This is a genomic window from Arthrobacter ipis (assembly GCF_014694315.1).
In the GTDB taxonomy this organism is placed as follows: Bacteria; Actinomycetota; Actinomycetes; order Actinomycetales; family Micrococcaceae; genus Arthrobacter; species Arthrobacter ipis.
This window is the reverse complement of the sequence record NZ_JAAOXD010000008.1, coordinates 62,060-81,743: the sequence shown is the minus strand read 5'-3', so window position 1 is coordinate 81,743 and position 19,684 is coordinate 62,060. Positions and strand designations below refer to the sequence as shown.

Genomic DNA, 19,684 nt, shown 5'->3' with positions numbered 1-19,684 from the left:
ACACGGCGCCGTGGACCCCCGCGTCCCCTTCGGCGGGGCCAAACAATCCGGCTACGGCCTCGAATTCGGCGTCGAAGGCCTCAAACACCTCGGCCTCCCCCAGGTCATCAACGGCTAGCCGAACTACCCGAACGTAATGGCCGCCGTCGCCGCATAGCGACGGCGGCCCTTTCTGCATGCCACCAAGCAGAGAACCAGAGTGCGACCCGACCAATGTCCCGCTGACCTGCTTGTCGGGACCCAACAAAATCTTGCCCTCGATGGGGAATTAGCGTCAGTTCGGAGGAATATCCGCAGCCATCACACGCAAAGGACCCATCAATGACGATCCAGGCAGACGCAAGCGAAGCCACAAGCCACGCGACCATCCCCGGCACCTTCCCTATCCTCGAAACCGGCAGGCAGCAGGTCCTCGAGGACGGCATCGGGCTGACCCAGGAGCAGCTTGAGGAAGTACTTCGACTTCCGGACGAGGCCCTTCCCGCCGCCCTGCAACTGGCCCACGAAGTACGCCTCAAGCATTGCGGCGAGGACGTCGAGGTGGAGGGCATCATCTCCATCAAGACCGGCGGCTGCCCGGAGGACTGCCACTTCTGCAGCCAGTCCGGCCTGTTCGACTCCCCCGTCCGCGGCGTGTGGCTCGACATTCCCGAACTGGTCAAGGCCGCGAAGGAAACCGCCGCCACCGGAGCCACCGAGTTCTGCATCGTGGCCGCCGTCCGCGGCCCCGACATCAAGCTCATGAACCAGATCAAGTTCGCGATCGACCGCATCAACGAGGAAGTCGACATCAACATCGCCTGCTCGCTCGGGATGCTCACCCAGCGCCAGGTGGACCAGCTCGCCGAGTGGGGAGTGCACCGCTACAACCACAACCTGGAAACGGCCCGCAGCTACTTCCCGGAAGTGGTCACCACGCACAGCTACGAGGAACGCCTCGAGACCTGCAACATGGTCAAGGCAGCCGGCATGGAACTGTGCTGCGGCGCCCTGATCGGCATGGGCGAAACCCTGGAACAGCGGGCCGAACTCGCAGCCCAGCTCGCTGCCCTCGAACCCCACGAAGTCCCGCTGAACTTCCTCAACCCCCGCCCTGGAACCCCGCTCGAGAACCAGGGCATCATGGACGGCAAGGACGCCCTCCGCGCCATCGCCGCGTTCCGCCTCGCCATGCCCCGGACGGTGCTGCGCTACGCCGGCGGCCGCGAGCTCACCCTCGGAGACCTCGGCACACGGAACGGGCTGCTCGGCGGCATCAACGCCGTGATCGTCGGCAACTACCTCACTACGCTCGGCCGGCCGGCTACGGCGGACCTCAACCTGCTGGTCGAGCTGAACATGCCGATCAAGGAACTCCAGAAGACGCTATGACCGGGGTTTCGGTTTCGACGGGCTCAACCAGCGGGGCTGGCTTTTGTGGCCACTGCGGTGAGCCGTACGACGGCGGCGACGGGCCGCCGTCGTACGCCCACCGTGAGTGCAGCGAACGCCTGGCCATGGAACCGCCGCGCTACTGCGCCGCCTGCCGGCGCCGGATGAAGGTCCAGGTCACGCCGCTGGGCTGGTCAGCGGAATGTTCCCGCCACGGGGTGCTGGTCCCGTGACGCAGGATTTGGAGCAGTCTGACCTCATCAGGCGGGACCGCGCACGGCTGTGGCACCCTTACGCGCCGGCCGCCCCCGACCTGCCCCTGTGGGAGGTTGAGGCGGCCGACGGCGTGCGGCTGCGGCTCCGCGGCGAAGACGGCGCCCGCCACGAGGTGACCGATGCGATGTCGTCGTGGTGGTCGGTGATCCACGGTTACCGCAACCCGGTGCTGGATGCCGCCGCCAAAGCGCAGCTGGAAAAGTTCAGCCACGTGATGTTCGGCGGGCTCACCCATGCCCCGGCTGTGGAACTGGCCGAGCGCCTGGTGGCCATGGCCCCGGTTGCCCCCGGCCGGTCCAGGCTGGACCGGGTGTTCCTCGCGGACTCGGGCTCCGTCGCCGTGGAGGTTGCGCTGAAGCTGGCGGTGCAGTTCCAGACCGCGGCCAGCCACCCGCGGCGGCAGCGTTTCCTCAGCCTGCGCGGCGGCTACCACGGCGACACGTTCGCGGCCATGGGGGTCTGCGATCCAGTGGACGGCATGCACTCGGCCTTCCCCGGGCTGCTCGCCGGCAATCTCTTTGCGCCCCGTCCTCCAGCGGCGGCGTCGGCGACCCCCGAAGCGGTCCAGGCATGGGCATCGGACGTTGCCGAGCTCGCCGCAGCGCACTCCTCGGAACTTGCCGCGATCGTCGTCGAGCCTGTGTTGCAGGGCGCCGGCGGGATGCACGCGTACCCGGCCGAATGCCTGACAGCGCTCCGGGAGGTGGCGGACCGGCACGGGCTGCTGCTCATCTTCGATGAGATCGCCACCGGCTTTGGCCGCACCGGCGAGCTGTTCGCGGCCGATCATGCCGGCGTCGTGCCCGACATCATGTGCGTGGGCAAGGCCCTAACCGGCGGGTACCTGACCCTCGCCGCCATGCTCTGCACCGCTGAGGTGGCCGCGGCTGTTTCCGGCGGCCAGGCGGGTGCCCTGCTGCACGGCCCCACGTTCATGGGCAACCCGCTGGCGTGTGCCGTCGCCAACGCCAGCCTCGGCATCATTGAGACCGGCCGCTGGCGGGTCGACGTCGCCCGGATCGGCACCGGCCTGGCGTCCGGGCTGGCACCTGCCCGGGAACTGTCGGCCGTCCGGGACGTGCGGACCATCGGTGCCGTCGGGGTCATCGAGCTGCACGACGCCGTTGACGTCACCGCCGTCACCGCGGCAGCCATCCGCCACGGCGTCTGGGTCCGCCCGTTCCGGAACCTCGTCTACACCATGCCCCCGTACATCAGCACCGCAGCGGACATCGCGCAGATCACCGCGGGGATGACCGCCGCCGTCGCTGAAGTTCATAAAGTTCAGGTCCAGGAGGCTGGGTCTCATGAAGCCGAGGTCCACGAACGGGTCCCGGCCCACTGCGGAAGTGCGTCATGAGCGGCGTGATGACGCAGTGGCTTGAGCGGCAGGCCGCAGCCAGGGAACGCCGGGGCCAGGTCCGCCGCCCGCTCCCCCGCGCCGCGAACGAAGAGTTCATCGACCTGGCGAGCAACGACTATCTGGGCCTTTCAACGGATCCGCGGGTTGCCGGGGCAGCCGCGGAGGCCGCGTCGCGGTGGGGCGCCGGCGCCACGTCCTCCCGCCTGGTGGCCGGAACCACGCAGCTGCATCTGGAGCTCGAGCAGGAACTGGCCCTGCTGGCCGGGATGGAATCTGCGCTGGTCTTCTCCTCCGGCTATCTGGCCAACATCGGGGTGATCACGGCGCTGGGCGGTCCCGGGACTCTTATCGTCGCGGACGAGCACTGCCACGCCTCGATGATTGACGGTTTCCGGCTGAGCCGGGCCCGCACCGAGTCGTTCGCCCACAGCAGCGTTGAGGAAGCCGGCCGCCTGCTCGCTAGCCGGAAAGAGCCGCGGGCGATGATCGCCGTCGAATCCGTCTACAGCGTGCTCGGCGACGAGGCACCGCTCGCTGACCTGCTGGCCCTGGCTGAGCAGCACGACGCCGTACTGCTCATCGACGAGGCCCACAGCCTCGGCGTCACCGGCGCCGGCAGCTTCCAGGGCCGCGGCTCGGTGGCCGGGACCGCCCTTGCCGGGCATGCCAATGTGGTTGTGACGGCCACGCTGTCGAAAGCCCTGGGCAGCCAGGGCGGAGCAGTCCTGGGATCTGCGCTGCTGCGAGAGCACCTCCTCAACCGGGCCCGCAGCTTCATTTTCGACACCGGGCTGGCTCCGGCGTCCGCCGCAGCGGCCCTCGCCGCGGCGCGCATCATCAGGGACGAACCATGGCGGGCCGGGTCCGTCCACAGCAACGCGGCAGCGCTGGCCGGCGGGCTCGCCCCGGCCCTGGCCCGGCGCGGCGCGGTGCCTGACCGGACAGCCGGAGCCGTCCAGTCCATTCCCATGCCGTCCGCGGAATCGGCCCTGGCCGCCGCCGAGTCCGCCCGCCGCGCCGGCGTCCGGGTCGGCTGCTTCCGCCCGCCGTCCGTTCCGGACGGGATATCGCGGCTGCGGCTCACTGCGCGCGCCACCCTGACATCCGAAGACATCGAAGACAGCTGTGCAGTGCTGCGCGGCATTTTGGAGGAACTTCCATGAGCCTTTCCCCCGTCATTCTGGTCACCGGAACGGACACCGGCATCGGCAAAACCATCACGACGGCGGCCCTCGCCGCCGTCCTGCACGGAATGGGACGCCGCGTCGCAGTTTACAAACCGTGCCAGTCGGGTGCGGCCGACGGCGATTCCGACGCGGCCGAAATCGTGCGTCTCACCGGCGTGACCGCTGAAGCCGGTGTCGTGCTGCAGGAGCCTCTGGCGCCGGTCGCGGCTGCCGCCATCGACGGGACGCCGCTGCCCACCCTGGCTTCGCACGCTGAGCGGATCCGCGAACTCGCCGAGGCCCACCACCACGTCCTGGTCGAGGGCGCCGGGGGCCTCCTGGTGGAACTGGATTCCGATGGCGGCACCCTGGCTGACCTGGGCTCGCTGCTGGCAGCTGCATTCGTGCTCGTTGCCCGGCCCGGCCTCGGCACGCTGAACCACACGGCCCTGACCCTCGAAGCGCTGTCCAGGCGGGGGCTCGACGTCCTCGGCCTCGTGCTCGGCAGCTGGCCCGTCAGCCCCGACGTGGTACACCACAGCAACCGGCAGGCGCTCGGGACACTGCCTGTGCCCCTCCTTGGGGCCCTTCCCGAGCAGGCCTCGGAGCTGTCCCCGGCGGATTTTCGGGCCGGCGCGGCAGCCTGGCTGAACGGGTTGCCCGCATGATGCCGGCGTCCAGTACGGCTCTGCCGCCGGCCCCTACGGAATTTCCCGACGGCTTGGCCAAGTGCCCGTACCTCATAGTCCGGGACCCGGAATCGGTCCGCGACGTCCTGCACCGGCCCGCCGACTTCAGTCCCGCGAATGCCCTGGTTGCCGTGACCCCACTGGAGGGTCCGGCCCTGCGCGTGTTGCAACGGGTTGGCTTTGCGTTGCCACCGGTCCTGGCCAGCAACGACACCGGCACGCACGGCGGAATCCGCAAGGTGGTGGCTGGCTATTTCACGCCAGCTACGGTCGCCGCCATGGAACCGCGCATCCGGGAACTGGCAAGGCAGGCGGCGGGCAACGCCGCGGACCAGCTTGCCCGGACCAGCCACACGGACCTCGTGCAAACAGTGGCGGCGTTTCCCCCGGCGGTCGTGATGCTTGAACTCCTCGGGCTGCCCGTGCGGGATCTTGCGGACCTCAAGCGCTGGGGGCTCGACTCCATGGAACTGTTCTGGGGCTGGCCCGACCGTGACCGCCAGCTCGAGCTGGCCCGCAGCGCCGCCGAGTTCTATGTCTGGCTGCGCCAGCTCGTGGCCGAATCCGTGACGGCTCCCGGACGCAACCTGTTCAAGTCGCTGGCCGGGCATGGCCTCTCCGGGACCGAGATGTGCTCGCTCGGCTACTTCCTGTTGATCGCCGGCCAGGAAACCACCACCCAGCTGATCAGCACCACCTTGTTCCGGCTGCTGGAGGGTGCCTCGCCCGTGGACTGGAAGGAAGCGGCCTCGGAGAGCGGCGCCAGTTCCGTGGTGAGACTTGTGCTCGCCACCGAGTCGTCAGTCCCCACCTGGCGCCGCGTGGCAGCACACGACACTAGCCTCGGCGGCAGCCGGATTCCCGCCGGGACCGAGATCCTCCTTGAACTGTCCGGCAACCGGATCACCGGGGGCGGCGGACCCGGAAACCCGTCACCTCAGGGACAGCCCGGGCGCGGGTCTTCAACCGGCCTCATCTTCGGTTCGGGGATCCACCGCTGCCTCGGGGCCAAGCTCGCCGAACTCGAAGCCAGCGTCGTCGTCCAGGAAGCAGCGGTGGCGCTGCAGGGAATCCAGCTGCAGGACCACGAACCGGAATGGATCCGGCACCTCTCGTTCCAGGCGCCCCGGACGGTGAGCGTGATGAACCCGCCGGGCTGACCGTCCTGCAGGCCCTTAACGGGTAGGGGCTAGAAAGACGGCACGGTAAACCCGAGGCCCAGCAACCCCCGGCCCGCCTGCTCGAGGATCGGATCAAGGCTCAGGGTCGGGTGGTTGAGGAGGACATTCACGTCGCGCTGGATCCGCTGCAGCGGATGCGAAAGACGGTGGGCACTGCCTCCCGAGCCCGAGACGGTGAGCCGCACTGCTTCCTCCGCCGCCTCGCCGCTGACGGCAAGGGAGAGCCGGTATCTGGCGCGCTCGTCTTCAGTCAGGCCTGACGGCTGGCGCTCAGGTGACGACGAAACGATGCTGAGAGCCTCCTGCCAGTGCAGGCCCGCCGTGGCAACCAACCCGTAGGCTTGCGAGAAGCGGGCCTGCGCCAGCGGTGAATCCGCCTGCCGGTTGTCAGCGGTGTTCTTCACCTTGCGCACCAGCATCCTTTCCCGGAACACCTCGACGGCGTACTCGGCGGCTCCCAGCGCGGCAGCGGGTGCCACGAGGTTCAGCAGCGTGGCCATGGGCGTGTGGATCATCGGGTACGGGTGGATTCGGCTGCCGGGATTGTCTGCTGCGCTCAGCAGCACCCAGTCCATGACCCGGTGCTCCGGAACAAACAGGTCCTCGGCCCGGAGATCGTTGCTGCCGGTCCCCCGCAGCCCGGCCGTGTGCCATGCATCCAGCAGCTCCAGCTGGGCCACGGGGACCAGGCACTGCAGGCGGACGCCGTCGGACTGCACCGACAGCAGGGCCCACTCCGAATGCATGACCCCCGACGCGAAGCCCCAGTGCCCCGAAATCGAGAACCCTCCCGGGACCTTCCTGGCTGAGCCCACGGGAGCACTCGTGGCTGCAGCCAGCGGAGCAGGGCCGCCCGCGAACACTTCGTCCTGAACCTGCCGGGGCCAGCGCGCCAGCATCCAGACGTGCTCAATGAGGTGTCCGGCGGTCCACGCCGTCGACGCGCAGCCCCGGGCAAGCCGCCGGATGACCTCAGCGTAGGTTTCCGCGCCCATGCCGTATCCGCCCAGCTCCAGCGGAGCAAGAAGCCGGAACACGCCTGCCTCCTTGAGGTCATTCATGGTGGCTTCCGGAAGGCGGCGCAGCCGCTCGGTTTCCTCCGCCCGCTCCCGCAGCCGGGGAACCAGCTCGTCAACACGGCTGAGCATCTCGTCGTGGCTGGGGGCGGTGCCGCCCGCCACCGGCGGTACATGCCCGACGTCGGCCCTGGAAAGTTCCAGCGTATGTGCTGTGCGGTCCCGCTTCGCCGTCAGGTAACCGTGGTTGGCCGGCGAGAGGTACACACCGGTGGGAACCTGTTCGGCGACGTCGATGCCCAGGGCCGTCAGTTGAGCGGCCTTGTCCGGGTTGTTGCTCAGAAGGCGGATGCTCGCGGCGCCGAGGGCGCCGAGCATCTGTGCGGCCGCAGTGTAGTCGCGCTCGTCCTCGCCGTGGCCAAGGGCCAGGTTGGCGTCGTAGGTATCAAGGCCCGTGTCCTGCAGGGCGTAGGCGTCGAGCTTGGAGTAGAGGCCGATGCCGCGGCCCTCCTGGCGGAGGTACAGCAGGAATCCGCCTGCTGCGGCGATCTCTTCGACAGCCTCGCGTAGCTGCGGTCCGCAGTCACAGCGCTGGCTGCCGAACACATCGCCGGTCATGCATTCGCTGTGCAGCCTGACCAGGGGCACGTCGTGGGCGAGGAGCGTCTGCTCCCACTGGCCCAGAGCGAGCAGCAGGTGCTCCTTGCCGTCCGCGAGGCCACGAAACGTCAGCACCTCGGCCGTCGTGCTGAAACCGTCGGGAAAGCGCAGCGGCACAGTCACCTGGCTGCGCACGGTGGCAAGGGGCAGGGACGCATCCAGCACAGCGGTTTCAACACAAGCGGTCATCGGCGTCCTCGACATTCCAGGAGATTACTTGAAGCTTAAACTAACCATAGCCTTGATTGGTGCAAGCTTCAAGCAATCTTGCGTCGATGCTTCATACCAACTCCGGCGGCGACAGCAGAATTTACACGAGCGTGACACCGCATCGTTGACTGATATGTGATCTGCCTGATTTACCTTTGCCCGCCGCCCGGCGGGCCGTCAATCACGGTGGGGACGTACTCGAGCAGCTGGAGCCGGCCGTCGAACGTCCTGCTGTTCACCATCTCCAGCGAGACGTCCGGATACCCGTCGTAGATCCGCTCCCGGCCGGTGTGGCCCGTGATGACCGGGAAAACGACCAGCCTGAACCGGTCCACGAGACCGGCGGTCAGCAGTGACCGGCAGAGGCTGAGGCTCCCGAGGGTACTCAAGGTGCTGGTTCCCGTCCGTTTCATTTCCCTCACGGCCTCGACGGCGTCGCCGGTCACCAGCTCCGAGTTCGGCCAGGTCAGGGGTGCCTGCAGGGTCGAGGAGAAGACTACCTTGGGAACTGCGTCAAGTCCGGTCAGCGCGGCGCCCTCATCCTTGGAGAATCCGGAGCGGTCGGCCGACGCTTCCTCAGACATGCTGGACATCACCCGGTAGGTGTTCGCTCCCAGGAGGAAGGTGTAATTCTTCTTGCCCTCCTCCCCGAGCCACGCCAGATATTCCGGCCCCTCCAGACCCCACCAGCCTGGCCATCCCTCGGCAGAGGCATAACCGTCCAGGGAGATAATCAGGTCCACCAGTAATTCCGCTGATGACGTTTCTGCACTTGTTTCGCCCATGGCCGTCTCCTCCGTCTGATCGACGTCAGGAGCCGGTGGGACGCTGCGCCGACGATGCCCGTGCCGGCAATGCTATCCACGGAGCGATCAGCCCTTCAAGGGCCCGACGTCTGGTAACTGCCGCCGGAAGGTGCCAATGTGAAGCAGTGGAGCGGAGCGCCCGGAATCAACAACCCGGCACGCAAGCAACGGAGGATGTCATGAATCTCGACGATCTGGTCTTCCACCCCTGGGCTGTCCAGGGGCCGCGCGAGGTGCCGACGTTGGTTGGTGGCTCCGGGAGCCACGTCGTCGACGTCAACGGGCGGCGCTACCTGGACTTCAGCTCGCAACTGGTGTTCACCAACCTCGGTCACCAGCATCCGCGCATCGTCGCCGCGATCAAGGAGCAAGCTGACCGCCTGTGCACCCTCGCACCCGGCCACGCCTCCGATGTGCGGGGCGAAGCGGCCCGGCTGATCATAGAGGTCGCACCGGAGAACCTCGGGCACGTGCTGTTCACCACTGGCGGAACGGAAGCCATTGAGCACGCGGTGCGGATGGCGCGCCTCCACACGGGACGGCCCAAGGTGCTGGCCGCCTACCGGTCCTATCACGGCTCGACCACGACGTCGATCCATCTCACGGGCGACCCGCGACGCTGGGCCTCGGACACGGGGGCGGCGGGTGCTGTCCACTTCTTTGGTCCTTTCCTGTACCGGTCGGCCTTCGGATCAAGGACGCCGGAGGAAGAGTGCGAGCGGGCGCTGGCCCACCTCGAGCAGGTGATCCTCCTGGAAGGACCGTCGACGATCGCGGGCCTGGTCCTGGAATCGGTCGTAGGCAGTTCGGGGGTCATCGCGCCGCCGCCCGGCTACCTTCGCGGCGTCCGCGAGCTATGCGACCGCCACGGCATCGTCTACATCGCCGATGAGGTGATGGTGGGCTTCTGCCGCACGGGGGCCTGGTTCGGTGTGGACCATGCTGGTGTGGCACCGGATTTGATGGCATTCGCGAAGGGCGTTAACTCCGGATACGTTCCCCTGGGCGGCGTACTCGTCAGCGACGCTATCTACGAGACGTTCACCAAACGCCCCTACCCGGCGGGCATGACCTACAGCGGCCACCCCCTTGCCTGCGCAGCAGCCGTCGGCGCCATCAATGCGATGCACGAGGAAGGGACCGCGGCGGCAGCTGGCCGCCTTGGCAAAGATGTCCTTGGGCCGGGACTCAGGGAGCTTGCCGGGAGGCACCCATCTGTCGGGGACGTGCGAGGCATTGGCGGCCTCTGGAGCCTGGAGCTGGTCCGTGACCGACAGACAAAACAGCCGCTCGTACCCGCAGGAGGCACAGCCGCTGAGATCGCGCCCATTATCGCCGTCGCCAGGGCGTGCGTGGACAAGGGGCTTTTGCCGCTGGTCCAGGGCAACCGTGTCAATGTCGCCCCGCCCCTGAACGTGACCGACGCCGATGCGGCCGCAGGCGTGGCGATCCTGGATGAGGCACTGTCTGTGGCGGATGCGTACCTGAGCTAAGCCTGCACGCGGTAGGTCACGTGCGTGACCAGGCTCGCTGCCCGTGACTTCACCTGCTCGAGCTTCAGCGGCGGGACGCCTTCGAACAGCCGGGTGCCGGCGCCGAACGTGAGCGGGGCGATATGCACGCGCAGCTCGTCGATCAGGCCGGCGGCGAGGAACTGGTTGATGGTTGTAGCGCCGCCCCCGATCGCCACATCGCCGTCGCCGGCCGCCGCGCGTGCCTGGGCCAGCGCCGACTCGATGCCCTCGGTGACGAAGTGGAACGTGGTGCCGCCGTCCATCGGCTGCGGTTCGCGCGCGTGGTGCGTGAGCACGAAGACCGGGGCGTGAAAGGGCGGACTGTCGCCCCACCAGCCGTTCCACTGCCGGTCCCACTCGTCACGCACCGGGCCGAACATATTGCGCCCCATGATGAAGGCCTTGGCGGCAACGATTTGATCGATCTCCGCCCGGTTCTCGTCGGGAGTTTCGAACATCCAGGCGTGCAGCCCGTTCCCGAAGCCGTCGCCGCCGTCGTCGCCGAACGGGCGCTGCTCGGTCTGGTTGGGCCCGGCCGAGTATCCGTCTGCCGTGACCGTGATGTCGCAGACCACCCGGCCCGTGCTCTCAGTCATTGCCCTACCCTCCTCATGGCGACCGCCGTCGCCTCTCGGTGAGCTTGCTTGCAGGCATCAGCATAGACACCCACGGCACAGCGTCAACGGCCCTGCGCATGAGAAGACCCTCACAGGCTTCTCATGGCTGTCTCAGTTCCTCAAGTCACCATGGGAGGAATCGAAGGCGATGAAGTCATCTGGGCTTTCTTCCGGCCCGGGCATCGGAACAGTCGGGACAGAAAAATGCTAAAAGCTCTTGAGAGAACCAGCCAACAGGCCGAGCCTGTCGCATCATCCTTCCTTTTCGATCAGGTTGCGGCGCTGCTCTGCTACGACCCCAGCGTGCGATCCGGCGAACAGGACGCCTCAGATGCCATGAGTGCCGCCGTCGGGCGGGTCTGGACAATACTCGGGGACCGGAAGCTCTTCGACAGGAACGAAGCGGACAAGCTTCGTGCAGAGCTGACATGGCTTGCCGAAGCCCTGGGGCCACTCAGCAAATCCGCACTTGTCCACGAACAGACCCCGCGGAACCTCCACGACCGCGGCAACGCACAGGGATCCGCTTATGAGGCGGCTTATGACAGGGCGCTCGCAGCCCTCGAGTCCGACAGGTACTTCCGGCTGGTCGCAGACCTCCAGCAGTTCTGCTCCGATCCCCCGCTCCGGCAGCCACGGCGCTGGCACCTCTACATGGGATGACCCCATCCGGCAAAGCACCTGATACCGCAGACAAGGACGTATGATTTTTCCCCGGTAGGTTTCTCCTTCCCGGAACGGCCCGGAGCAGGGCCGGCCCGGGGAAGGAAACAGTGATGAGCAAATGACCGCCACGCATCCACCGAGCAAAATAACGGGCGGCGATGTGCTGCTCCGCATCGGACGATGGCTCGGTGACGAGTCCGGGGACCGCACCCGGCCGGTCATCCTGGCGGTTGTACTGGTTCTGGCGGCACTGGGCCTGATCGAGGTCGCTTCGGCGTCGTCGGTAGAGTCGGTGGCAGCGGGAAAGAACCCGTACGACCTTCCGCTCAAGCAGGCCATGTGGACGGCGGCCGGAGTGGCCCTCATGCTGGGCCTGGCCCGGCTCCGGACCCGGCACATCCGCTGGCTTGCCTGGCCGCTTCTGGGGGCCGCCGTCGTATCCCTCGGACTGGTGTTCACGCCCCTGGGCATGACGGTGAACGGCAACCGGAACTGGCTGGGCTTCGGCGGGTTTACCGTCCAGCCTTCCGAGTTCGCCAAACTTGCCCTCATTATTTGGGCGGCGGCGGTCCTGACCCGCAAGCAGGCTCTCCTTAACGAGTGGAGGCACGCCGTCGTCCCGTTGCTCGTGCCGGCCGGCGTGATCATCATCGGGTTTGTCGTTCTCGGCCATGACCTCGGCACGGCAATGATCATCATGATGATCCTCGCCGCCACGATGTTTTACGGCGGGGTACGGATGATGGTCTTCGGCGTCGCCGGAATTCTTGGCGCCATGTTGGCCCTCGTCCTGGCTGCCACCAGCGGGAACCGCGTCGGGCGAATTTCATCCTGGCTCGGTGCGGGTTCCGCGGACGATTCCCAGGGGGTCGGCTACCAGGCGCTCCACGGCCAGTACGCCCTGGCCTCGGGCGGCTGGTTCGGGGTGGGCCTGGGGCAGAGCCGGCAGAAATGGAACTGGATCCCCGAAGCCCACAACGACTTCATCTTCACCATCCTCGGCGAGGAACTCGGCCTGGCTGGAACTCTCCTGGTGCTCGTGCTGTTTACGGTCCTCGGCATCGCTGTATTCAAGGTGATCGCCCGCACCCAGGACACGTTCGCCCGCATCGTCTCCTCCAGCGTCATCACGTGGCTCATTGGCCAGGCCGTTGTGAACATCGCAATGGTCACCGGCTTGCTCCCGGTCATCGGCGTGCCCTTGCCGTTCATCTCCTACGGCGGCTCAGCGATGGTTTCTTCCCTTGCCGGCATCGGCGTGATCCTGGCAGTCACCCGCCCTCAGCCCGTTCAAACCCGTCGACTGAAGAAGCCGCAGCAAGCAGTACACCGGAGCGGGGTACGATCCTAATCCGCTGAGGATGCCGCGTTGGCATTGGCGGCCGCGTCGGGGGTCGTGCTCTTGGCGCCCACGGCAGGCATCGCGACGACGGCAACAACGGTCAGTACTGCGCAGACCAGTACCGCCAGGAATACGGCGCTCGACGCCGACACGATTGTCTGCGGATCCGTCACGCCGCCGGGGGCACTGGCGTAGATCGCATTGGCCACAGCCCCGAAAACGGCGACGCCGATGGAACTGCCGATCGAACGCGCAAAAAGATTGGTGCCGGTGACTACTCCGCGCTCGTTCCACTCGACACTTGACTGGGCGGCAATGAGGCTCGGGGTCGCCACCAGCCCCAGTCCAAGTCCGACGACGAAGCAACCTGCCGCTGCCACCAGGATGTTGGGTGCCGAGGCAGTCAAAGCCAGAACGGCTGTTCCGAGGACCGTGACCGTGACGCCGATCAGGGCGGTCCTCCGGAACCCGATCCGCAGATAGAACCGGCCCGCCTGGGACGCGCTGATCGGCCAGCCGATGGTCAGTGCCGCCAGGGCGAGACCCGCGAAAATCGGGGAGGTTGAGAGGGCTCCTTCGAGGAACGTGGGAACGTAGGAGGTGAGGCCAAGCATGACTGCGCCGACGCCGAACGAGATCATCGCCGTCGTCGCCAGCAGCCGCCGGGACACGACCCACGGGGGCAGTACCGGCTCCGCTGCCCTCCTCTCGACGAGCAGGAACGCGGCGAATAGGAGAGCTCCGACGGCGAAGACGGCGATGCTGATGGACGAGTTCCAGGCCCACGCCTGGCCGCCCTCGAGGGCGCCAAGGATGAGGAGGCTGAGCGAAATCGTCAGCAGTGCCGCCCCCAAATAGTCCACCCGGTGCTTGGCACGCTCCACATTCTCGTGGAACGTTCGGACCAGCATCCACCCTGCCAGGAGGCAAAGGGGAATGTTCACCAGGAAGATCCCGCGCCAGATGCCGAGCGAGGCGAAGACGCCCCCGAGCGTAGGGCCAACGACGGAGGAGACGGCCCACACGCTGGCCAGGTAGCCCTGCACCTTTGCACGCTCGGTCAGCGTGTAGATATCGCCGGCGATGGTGATCGCCACCGGCTGGACTGCTCCCGCGCCCAGGCCCTGCAGCACACGGAACGCGATGAGGGCCGGCATGCTCCAGGCCACTCCGCAGAGGATGGATCCGAGCAGGAAAAGTCCTATGCCGCTAAGGATGATCGGCTTGCGGCCGACGACGTCGGAGAGTTTCGCGTAGACCGGCACCGACACAGCCTGCGCCAACAGATAGGCCGAAAAAAGCCACGGAAAGGACGTGAACCCGCCGACGTCAGCCACGATCGACGGAACCGCCGTTGCAACGATCGTCGAATCGATCGCCACGAGGCCCGTCGAAAGCATCAGGGCAATGAGGATCGGTCCCCGCCGGGAACGGAAACCCACTCCCTCGGCAGTCGTCGTCGTCATTTAATCTCTTTCCCGTTGTCATCAAAGCGAGGTGCGTACGCGCAGCCCGGTTACGGTCCAAGACGCATAACTGTGCCAAGCGCCGAATTAGTCCCGGTTAGGGCCTTTAGGAAAACTTGGCCAAAACCTGTTCAAATCTGGCCCGCTGCCTGACCGATTCTTGAGCCCGGCCAGGCATTGTCGTTCATGGCAAAGCCAATGCAGGGGCGAACGAAGGGCAGGGCCATGAACGCCAAGACATTACTCACCAGTCAGCACACCGACAGCCACTGGACGGCCGATGAGGTGAGGGAAAAGCTTGGACGGGAGCTGGAATCGGATCCGGCCCTGGCCGAATTCCTTGCCGCCGCCCCCAACATGGCACGCGCCCTCAAAGCCGTCCTGAACCTGGACCTTGGCGAACTGGCCGAGCGGCTGGTCCGGGCGGAGATTAGCGCCATTCTGCACTAGCGGTGCCCTGTTGCAGCGATGCTTGGCACGGTATGTTGCACGAATGGACGATACATATCAAGTGATCGTGGTGGGCGGCGGGTTTGCCGGCATGACAGCAGCGGAGCAGCTTGGGCGCAAGGGCATCCGGGTCCTCCTCATCGACGCGAACAACTACCACCAGTTCCAGCCCCTCCTCTACCAGGTGGCTGCTTCGCAGATCGGCGTATCCGCGGTGGCCCGGCCGTTGCGGTCCGTGTTCCGCAGCACCGAAAGTGTCCGGGTCCTCACTGCGGAGGTGACGGCGATTGATCCCGCCACCCGTGCCGTCACCACTGTCGACGGATCCCGCTACCAGGCGAAAATCCTGGTGATTGCCGCAGGCGCAGTACCGAACTTCTTCGACACTCCCGGCGCCGAAGAACATGCCTATCCGCTCTACTCAGTGGCCGACGCCACGCGCCTGAGCACTGCCCTCACTACAGCCCTGGACAAGGCGGACCGTGCGAACGCCGGCAGCGCTGAGGTGGTCGTGGTCGGCGGCGGCCCCACCGGTGTGGAGACTGCCGGTGCCCTCGCCGAGAACATCAAGTACCTCGTGCCCAAGTATTTTTCGCCCGGGTTGGCAGCCCGGTGCCGCATCCATCTCGTGGATATGTTGCCGAACGTGCTCATGCCCTTCTCGGCCAAGTCGCAGGCGTACACGCGGGACCGGCTGATAAAACTTGGGGTTCAGCTGCACATGGGCCAGGGCGTTACCGAGGTCCGCGCGGACGGCGTGACGCTGGCGGACGGGACCGTCATTCCCGCGCAGATCGTCGTGTGGGCCGGGGGCCTGAAAGCCGGAAAAATCATCGCCGAATCCGGCCTGCCGCAGGGGAAAGGTGGACGCATAGACGTGCTGCCGGACCTGACCGCGCCCGGCACCGAGGGCGTCTACGTCCTGGGTGACTCCGCCAACATCACCGACGCCACCGGCGCCAAACTGCCCCAGCTAGGCTCTGTTGCTGAACAGTCCGGGAAATGGGCCGCCCGAAACATCCAGGCGGACCTTACCGGCGGCACCCGGCAGCCATTCGCCTACTGGGACAAGGGGTACATGGCCATGGTCGGCCGTGGCGCAGCAGTCGCCGAACTGGGCCGCAAACGCATCCAACTCCAGGGACCACTGGCGTTTCTCTCCTGGCTCGGGGTTCACCTCGCCTTGCTCCCCGGCACCCAGCAGAAGGTCCGCGCCCTTTCCTCCTGGCTTACGGGGTACGTCACTCACAGCCCGTCACACGTCGTTGTCGGAAGGCCCGACTAGTACCCTGCTCCATCCGCCATCCCCGGCGGTGCCGAGCCGGCCTTAGAGGACCCCGGACGTGGATACGAGCTGCGCCCGGCCCTCTTCCAGGCGGTATGCGACACCGATCACCGCGGTGGAGTAATTGTCCACGGCGTCGTAAATCATCCGTGAACTGTCCAGCAGCCGGCGCACGGTCTGCTTCGCATGTTCGACGACCATCTCATTGACGTCCGTTTTGTCCTCACGCAAGGAGCTCAGCACTGACGGTGTGATCCTCTCAACAAGGTCGCGGATGTGGCCGGAGGGCAGCTCCCCAGTATCCACAGCCTCTTTGGCGGCCGTGACGGCGCCGCAGTTGTCGTGTCCGAGGACGACTATCAGCGGGACGTGGAGCACCGAGACGGCGTATTCGAGTGAGCCGAGAACGGCGTCGTCGAGCACGTGGCCCGCTGTTCGGACGACAAAGACGTCGCCAAGTCCGACGTCGAAAATGATCTCCGCGGCCAAACGGGAGTCCGCGCAGCCAAAAATCACCGCGAACGGGCTTTGGGTGTGCACCAGCTCGCTGCGCCGTGAGGCGTTCTGGTTCGGGTGCATCGAATCTCCCGAGACGAAACGCTCATTACCTTCAAGGAGGCGCTGCCAGGCATCGTACGGGCTGACTCTGTTGCTCACACTGCTTACTTTACGAGGCGTGCCACCTGGGGAAAGGTGTGGCCGCGCGCCGCCACAGACAAAAAGGGGCCTTGAGGCGCATTTGTGGCATACCCGGCTCGGCACATCCTCGCCGCGTCGCGATAAAATGGCTGGATCATGATCGGTGCCAAGCTCCGTCTTCTGGCCTGGTTGGTCAGCCTAGCGACCGTCATCTCGGCCTGCTCGCCCGCTATCGGACCCGATGAGGCCGCCACCGATCGACCGGTCCAGACCTCCTCGGCCCCGCCAGCCGCACGCGGTGCCATCCCCGCTCCGCATCGCACCCAGTCCCCCACCCCGACGCCGGTTCCCACGCCAACCCCAACGCCCAAGGCGTTCGCCCTCAACCTCTACCAGGAGGGGGACTTCGTTCCGCAGTACACCTTTGAATGGTGTGTAGCGGCGAGTATCCAGATCATGCACAACCTCATCGACGACTCGGGGGCCGGCACGTGGGCCGATCGCGTTCATCAGGGCGAGCTGTGGGAGATGGCCCGGGCACGGTCGTCCAACTCGTTCAATGGTGCCAACCCCTTGGGTTGGGCGAAGGTGCTGAATGAGGCCGGGATGGGGCCGTACGCCGTCGTCAGCATCGCCGACTACGAGGAAGCGTTACAGACCGCGGCGCGTGCCATCGCCGACACGGGACGGCCGGTCGGCCTGGTCATGTGGCGTGGTCGTCACGTCTGGGTGATGAGCGGCTTCAAGTCGCTTGGCGATCCCGACCGGTTCCCGAAGTTCACGGTCACAGGCATTCGGGTCCAAGATCCGCTCTACCCGTACGGCGACAATCGGTGGGGACCGTCCCCCGCGCCCAACGCCCTGCTCACCCCCAAGCAGTTGGCGACGCAGTTCGTCGTCCGCGAGCCGCGGCGCTGGAGCAGCAATCTGCCGACCGGCTACATGCTGGTGCTGCCGCGCGCCAAGGCCTGATCGGACCTTCGCGCGGGTGGCATACGGTGCGCTTCACGTCCGGGCATTCCCCGGCACGATGTGCGAAGGGCCCACAGCCATCACCGGGCGTAGACGCCCGTAGGTACAAGCAAGCGCGTGAGGTACATGAGCAGCGGGAACACAGCCCGGTGACTTGCGCCCGCACGCCCGCTGCCGGGGTATTCTCGGCACATGGTCACCCCTTCCGCTCTGATTGCAGGCACGAGCATCGCCGGGCCGGCGCTGGCCTACTGGCTCGAGCGCTATGGCTGGCGCACGACGATCGTGGAACGGGCCCCCGCTCTGCGCACGGGCGGGCAGAACGTTGACCTCAAAGGAGCGGGGCTGCAGGTCATCGAACGTATGGGGCTGGAGGACCAGGTCCGCGCGGCGTACACCGGCGAGTTGGGGCTGGAGTTCGTCCAGGCGCGGGGGCAGGCGTTGGCGCGATTTCCGGTCGGGGATCCCATGGTCGAAAGGGCCCGTCGTGCTGCTCGGTGACGCCGCCTACTGTCCCTCCCCGGTGACTTGCATGGGCACGACCCTCGCTGTTGCAGGGGCCTACGTGCTGGCAGGAGAGATCGCCAAGCACACAGCCCTGCGCGACGGATTGACCGGTTACGAGCGGATCATGCGGCCGTGGGTCAACCAGGCCCAGAAACTGCCTCCCGGGGTGCCGCGGGTCGCGAACCCCACCTCCCGGGCCGGTGTCGCCCTGCTTCAGGCTGCGGTGCGCGTAGCCGGCACCCCGGCAGTGCGCAGGACCGCCGCCCGTTTGAGCCGGGGCCGCACGCCGACCGAGACGTTCGCGCTCCCCGACTACGCACGCCTCGGGCGCCCGTGACCTGCCAAAGCGGTGCCATACAACCAGTTTTGGACGACGGCGAGCAGCGAAGTTTCCCTCTTCCTCGGACACCTTCCAGTGCCATAGTCTGGGCACGCCAGCCCGCAGCCGAAAGTGAAGAAGGCGGCAAAGCAGGACACGAGACGCTTGGAAGGGACCAACCATGCTGATCTGCGCAACCTGTGGCGTCGAACGCGACGAACCTACGCCGGAAGTCTGCCCGATCTGCAGCGATGAGCGGCAGTATGTGCCCGAGGACGGGCAAAAGTGGCTCACCCTGGAGGCTCTGGCGCAGGAGGGCCAACAGACAGTGTTCAAGGAGAACGAGCCGGGACTTATCGGGATCCAGACGCAGCCAAAAGTCGGGATCGGCCAGACCACCCAACTTGTGGCAACACGTGAGGGTTCCCTGCTGTGGGATCCGGTCGGATATGTCGATGACAACGCTGTGAAGGCAGTGCTCGAACGAGGCCCGGTCCTGGCGATTGCCGCTAGCCATCCGCACATGTTTGGTGTGCAGGTCGAGTGGTCGCATCGGCTCGGTGGCGTCCCCGTACTTGTGGCGGACGCAGACAGACGATGGCTGGGGCGCAATGATTCGAACATCGAATACTGGTCCGGCAGTCGGACTATCGCCGAAGGTTTGACACTACACCAGACCGGTGGGCACTTCCCGGGCAGCGCCGTGGTCCACTGGGCTGCCGGAGCGGGCGGCAGAGGAGCTCTACTGACCGGTGACAGCGTGTACCCGAATCCAGACCGTCGCTCCATCTCCTTTATGCGCAGCTACCCGAACCATCTGCCGCTATCCGGTGCAGTGGCGTTGCGAATCGCCGAGCAGCTGGGAAAGCACGAGTTCGACCGGATCTACGGCAACTTCAACAATGTAATCGCGTCCGAAGCCAAGGGCATTCTGCACAGTTCCGCCCAACGGCACGGTGGTTGGGCGCGAGGAGACTTCGACCATTTGACCTGAACCCTCCATTTCGCCCGCTAGCGTCAGCTTGGGATCGATCAGAGGCCCTCCCAGCAATGATTACTCCGGGAAGCCTTCCGCGCCGGGGGACGGACAGCATTATCCAGCGAGGGTGTTCCCGGCCATTTGGCCACACCGAAGATAGGTGTCTCTAGCCTCGGGAGGGTGAGGACTC

20 protein-coding genes and 1 pseudogene are annotated in these 19,684 nt (G+C 66.4%); 16 read left to right on the top strand and 5 right to left on the bottom strand.

The genetic code is table 11. The annotated features are described in order from the left end of the window. From G9E11_RS21275 to G9E11_RS18685, 7 genes and pseudogenes are all read left to right on the top strand, one after another. A pseudogene (locus G9E11_RS21275) lies at positions 1-118 on the top strand (aldehyde dehydrogenase family protein); the annotation flags it as partial. A gap of 203 nt (positions 119-321) precedes the next feature. After that, a complete protein-coding gene (gene bioB, locus G9E11_RS18710; protein WP_190608604.1) occupies positions 322-1,371 on the top strand; it encodes a biotin synthase BioB in 1,050 nt (349 codons plus the stop codon). Next, entirely contained in the window at positions 1,368-1,604 is a 237-nt protein-coding gene (gene bsaP, locus G9E11_RS18705; protein WP_190608602.1) for a biotin synthase auxiliary protein BsaP, read from the top strand. The genes bioB and bsaP overlap by 4 nt, the downstream gene beginning before the upstream one ends. Then, positions 1,601-3,007, top strand: coding sequence for an adenosylmethionine--8-amino-7-oxononanoate transaminase (locus G9E11_RS18700; protein WP_311764414.1), 1,407 nt, complete (start codon positions 1,601-1,603; stop codon positions 3,005-3,007). The genes bsaP and G9E11_RS18700 overlap by 4 nt, the downstream gene beginning before the upstream one ends. 8 nt (positions 3,008-3,015) lie before the next feature. After that, the gene (locus G9E11_RS18695; protein WP_190608628.1) at positions 3,016-4,173 is read left to right on the top strand and encodes an 8-amino-7-oxononanoate synthase; all 1,158 of its coding nucleotides are present in this window, start codon (positions 3,016-3,018) and stop codon (positions 4,171-4,173) included. Continuing rightward, positions 4,170-4,844: a dethiobiotin synthase gene (bioD, locus tag G9E11_RS18690; protein ID WP_190608597.1), complete on the top strand. Its 675-nt coding sequence runs from the start codon at positions 4,170-4,172 to the stop codon at positions 4,842-4,844. Before G9E11_RS18695 ends, bioD begins: the two co-directional genes overlap by 4 nt. Positions 4,845-4,897: 53 nt before the next feature. Then, positions 4,898-6,025: a cytochrome P450 family protein gene (locus tag G9E11_RS18685; RefSeq protein ID WP_311764413.1), complete on the top strand. Its 1,128-nt coding sequence runs from the start codon at positions 4,898-4,900 to the stop codon at positions 6,023-6,025. 29 nt (positions 6,026-6,054) lie between these two features. Here G9E11_RS18685 and ribA read toward each other — a convergent pair whose 3' ends face one another. Together ribA and G9E11_RS18675 are read right to left on the bottom strand one after the other, a co-directional pair. Beyond that, the gene (ribA, locus tag G9E11_RS18680; RefSeq protein WP_203219265.1) at positions 6,055-7,911 is read right to left on the bottom strand and encodes a GTP cyclohydrolase II RibA; all 1,857 of its coding nucleotides are present in this window, start codon (positions 7,909-7,911) and stop codon (positions 6,055-6,057) included. A 170-nt stretch (positions 7,912-8,081) separates the two neighbouring features. Then, on the bottom strand, positions 8,082-8,717 hold the full coding sequence (locus G9E11_RS18675) for a dihydrofolate reductase family protein (protein WP_190608592.1): 636 nt from the start codon (positions 8,715-8,717) through the stop codon (positions 8,082-8,084). A 146-nt stretch (positions 8,718-8,863) separates the two neighbouring features. On the opposite strand from G9E11_RS18675, the gene G9E11_RS18670 reads away from it, so the two are divergent. Then, positions 8,864-10,231 (top strand): aspartate aminotransferase family protein, encoded by a 1,368-nt coding sequence (locus G9E11_RS18670; RefSeq protein WP_414635212.1) that lies wholly within the window; start codon positions 8,864-8,866, stop codon positions 10,229-10,231. On the opposite strand, the gene G9E11_RS18665 is transcribed toward G9E11_RS18670, so the two are convergent. After that, entirely contained in the window at positions 10,228-10,848 is a 621-nt protein-coding gene (locus G9E11_RS18665; protein ID WP_190608587.1) for a dihydrofolate reductase family protein, read from the bottom strand. The two genes, G9E11_RS18670 and G9E11_RS18665, sit on opposite strands and share 4 nt — an antisense overlap. A 123-nt stretch (positions 10,849-10,971) precedes the next feature. Here G9E11_RS18665 and G9E11_RS20880 point away from each other — a divergent pair, with 123 nt between their 5' ends. Together G9E11_RS20880 and ftsW are read left to right on the top strand one after the other, a co-directional pair. Then, a complete protein-coding gene (locus G9E11_RS20880) occupies positions 10,972-11,532 on the top strand; it encodes a CHAD domain-containing protein (RefSeq protein ID WP_218625944.1) in 561 nt (186 codons plus the stop codon). A gap of 121 nt (positions 11,533-11,653) precedes the next feature. Next, complete coding sequence (gene ftsW / locus G9E11_RS18655; protein ID WP_190608582.1) at positions 11,654-12,886, top strand: putative lipid II flippase FtsW; 1,233 nt, start codon at positions 11,654-11,656, stop codon at positions 12,884-12,886. Here ftsW and G9E11_RS18650 read toward each other — a convergent pair. Then, on the bottom strand, positions 12,883-14,343 hold the full coding sequence (locus tag G9E11_RS18650) for an MFS transporter (RefSeq protein ID WP_190608578.1): 1,461 nt from the start codon (positions 14,341-14,343) through the stop codon (positions 12,883-12,885). The two genes, ftsW and G9E11_RS18650, sit on opposite strands and share 4 nt — an antisense overlap. 225 nt (positions 14,344-14,568) lie before the next feature. On the opposite strand from G9E11_RS18650, the gene G9E11_RS18645 reads away from it, so the two are divergent. After that, entirely contained in the window at positions 14,569-14,793 is a 225-nt protein-coding gene (locus G9E11_RS18645) for a hypothetical protein (protein WP_190608576.1), read from the top strand. 43 nt (positions 14,794-14,836) lie between these two features. Then, positions 14,837-16,078 carry an NAD(P)/FAD-dependent oxidoreductase gene (locus tag G9E11_RS18640; RefSeq protein WP_190608573.1) on the top strand — a complete coding sequence of 414 codons (1,242 nt, stop codon included), beginning with the start codon at positions 14,837-14,839 and terminating at the stop codon, positions 16,076-16,078. A 42-nt stretch (positions 16,079-16,120) separates the two neighbouring features. On the opposite strand, the gene G9E11_RS18635 is transcribed toward G9E11_RS18640, so the two are convergent. Then, positions 16,121-16,735, bottom strand: a complete 615-nt coding sequence (locus tag G9E11_RS18635; protein ID WP_311764412.1) for a carbonic anhydrase — start codon at positions 16,733-16,735, stop codon at positions 16,121-16,123. A gap of 138 nt (positions 16,736-16,873) precedes the next feature. On the opposite strand from G9E11_RS18635, the gene G9E11_RS18630 reads away from it, so the two are divergent. The 4 genes from G9E11_RS18630 to G9E11_RS18620 all read left to right on the top strand — a co-directional run bounded on the left by G9E11_RS18630 (position 16,874) and on the right by G9E11_RS18620 (position 19,509). Then, the gene (locus tag G9E11_RS18630; protein ID WP_190608570.1) at positions 16,874-17,689 is read left to right on the top strand and encodes a hypothetical protein; all 816 of its coding nucleotides are present in this window, start codon (positions 16,874-16,876) and stop codon (positions 17,687-17,689) included. Between the two features lie 192 nt (positions 17,690-17,881). Continuing rightward, positions 17,882-18,190 carry an FAD-dependent monooxygenase gene (locus G9E11_RS21270; protein WP_246469053.1) on the top strand — a complete coding sequence of 103 codons (309 nt, stop codon included), beginning with the start codon at positions 17,882-17,884 and terminating at the stop codon, positions 18,188-18,190. 22 nt (positions 18,191-18,212) lie between these two features. Next, positions 18,213-18,533: a Rossmann-fold NAD(P)-binding domain-containing protein gene (locus G9E11_RS21265; RefSeq protein ID WP_246469052.1), complete on the top strand. Its 321-nt coding sequence runs from the start codon at positions 18,213-18,215 to the stop codon at positions 18,531-18,533. Between the two features lie 163 nt (positions 18,534-18,696). Beyond that, a complete protein-coding gene (locus tag G9E11_RS18620; RefSeq protein ID WP_190608567.1) occupies positions 18,697-19,509 on the top strand; it encodes a hydrolase in 813 nt (270 codons plus the stop codon). Positions 19,510-19,684 lie beyond the last annotated feature (175 nt).